This window comes from Sporomusaceae bacterium (assembly GCA_031460455.1).
GTDB lineage: Bacteria > Bacillota > Negativicutes > Sporomusales > UBA7701 > Anaeroselena.
Genome location: JAVKTQ010000041.1, coordinates 1 through 1,962 on the forward strand (window position 1 = coordinate 1; position 1,962 = coordinate 1,962).

Annotated in this window: 2 protein-coding genes; both read left to right on the top strand. The window is 63.8% G+C overall.

Features of this window, described 5'->3' with window-relative positions; genetic code table 11:
- Positions 1-363, top strand: a 363-nt coding sequence (locus RIN56_20585; protein MDR7869191.1) for a bifunctional 5,10-methylene-tetrahydrofolate dehydrogenase/5,10-methylene-tetrahydrofolate cyclohydrolase, incomplete at its 5' end; no start/stop codon positions are given.
- A gap of 19 nt (positions 364-382) precedes the next feature.
- On the top strand, positions 383-1,962 hold a 1,580-nt coding region (locus RIN56_20590), incomplete at its 3' end, for a formate--tetrahydrofolate ligase (GenBank protein ID MDR7869192.1).

Sequence of the window (1,962 nt, forward strand, 5' to 3'; positions counted from 1 at the left end):
ATCGGCCGCAGCAATATTGTCGGCAAACCGATGGCCAGCCTGCTGCTGGCCAGGAACGCCACCGTTACCGTCTGCCACTCCCGCACCGCCGACCTGCCGGCGGTGACCCGGCAGGCCGATATCCTGGTGGCCGCCATCGGCAAGCCCGGCTTCGTGACCGCCGACATGGTCGGCCCCGGCGCCGTCGTCATCGACGTCGGCATCAACAGAGTGGACGGCAAGCTGGTGGGCGATGTGGACTTCGCCCAGGTGAAAGAAGTGGCCGGCGCAATAACGCCAGTACCCGGCGGTGTCGGGCCGCTGACCATCGTAATGTTAATGCATAATACCCTAAAAGCCGCGCGCATGCAGTTGACGAAGTAGGAGGAGGAAGTAGCGTTTGATGAAAAGTGACGTCGAAATCGCCCAGGAAGCGAAGATGAAGCCCATCGCCCAGGTGGCGGCCGAGCTCGGCCTGACCGACGACGACCTCGAACTGTACGGCAAATACAAGGCCAAAGTGTCGCTGGCTGTCTGGGATAAGCTCAAAGGCCGCCCCGACGGCAAAGTGGTGCTGGTGAGCGCCATCAATCCCACCCCGGCCGGCGAAGGCAAAACCACCAACACAGTCGGCATCGGCGATGCCCTGCGCCGCCTCGGCAAAAAAGTCGTCATCGCCCTCAGAGAACCCTCCCTCGGCCCGTGTTTCGGCGTCAAGGGCGGCGCGGCCGGCGGCGGCTACGCCCAGGTCGTGCCGATGGAAGACATCAACCTCCACTTCACCGGCGACATCCACGCCGTCACCACCGCCCACAACCTGCTGGCGGCGGTGCTCGACAACCACCTCCACCACGGCAACGAGCTTAACATCGACCCGCGCCGCATTACTTGGCGGCGAGTCATGGACCTCAACGAGCGGGCTTTAAGGAGCATCGTCCTCGGCCTGGGCGGCAAAGCCAACGGCGTGCCGCGCGAAGGCGGCTTCGACATTTCCGTCGCCTCGGAAATGATGGCCATCCTCTGCCTCGCCTCCGACCTCGAAGACATGAAAAGCCGCATCAGTCGCATCATCGTCGCCTACACCTATGACAACAAACCCGTCACCGTCGCCGACCTCAAGGTAGCCGGGGCGCTCACCCTGCTCTTTAAAGACGCCATCAAACCCAACCTCGTGCAGACGCTGGAAAACACCCCCGCCTTCATCCACGGCGGCCCGTTCGCCAATATCGCCCACGGCTGCAACAGCGTCATGGCGTCGAAATTCGCCCTCAAGCTGGCCGACATCCTCGTCACCGAAGCCGGCTTCGGCGCCGACCTCGGGGCGGAGAAGTTCATCGACATCAAGTGCCGCTTTGCCGGCATAAAGCCTGATGCCGTCGTGCTCGTCACCACAGTGCGGGCGCTCAAGTCCCACGGCGGCGTGGCCAAGGCCGACCTCGGCCAGCTCAATATGGCGGCCCTCGAAAAGGGTCTGGCCAACCTCACCAAACATATCGAGAATGTCGGCAAATTCGGCCTGCCGGCGGTAGTGGCCATCAACGCCTTCCCGACAGATACGCCGGAGGAACTGGCTTTCGTCGAAGAGAAGTGCACCGCGCTGGGGGCCGACGTGGCTCTGTCGGAAGTGTGGGCCAAGGGAGGCGCCGGCGGCGAGGCGCTGGCCAAAAAACTGCTGGCGGCGATGGAGAAGCCGAACAAGTTCCGCTTCCTCTACGACGAGAAGCTGCCGATCAAGACCAAGATCGAAACGATTGCCCGCGAAATCTACGGCGCCGACGGGGTGAGCTATACGCCGGCCGCCGACAAGACAATCGCCGAGCTTACCGCCATGGGCTTCGACAAGACGCCGGTGTGCATGGCCAAGACGCAGTACTCGCTTTCCGACGACGCCGCCAAGCTCGGCCGCCCCACCGGGTTCACGGTGACGGTGCGCGAGGTGCGGGTGGCGGCCGGGGCGGGCTTCCTGGTGGCGATCACCGGCGA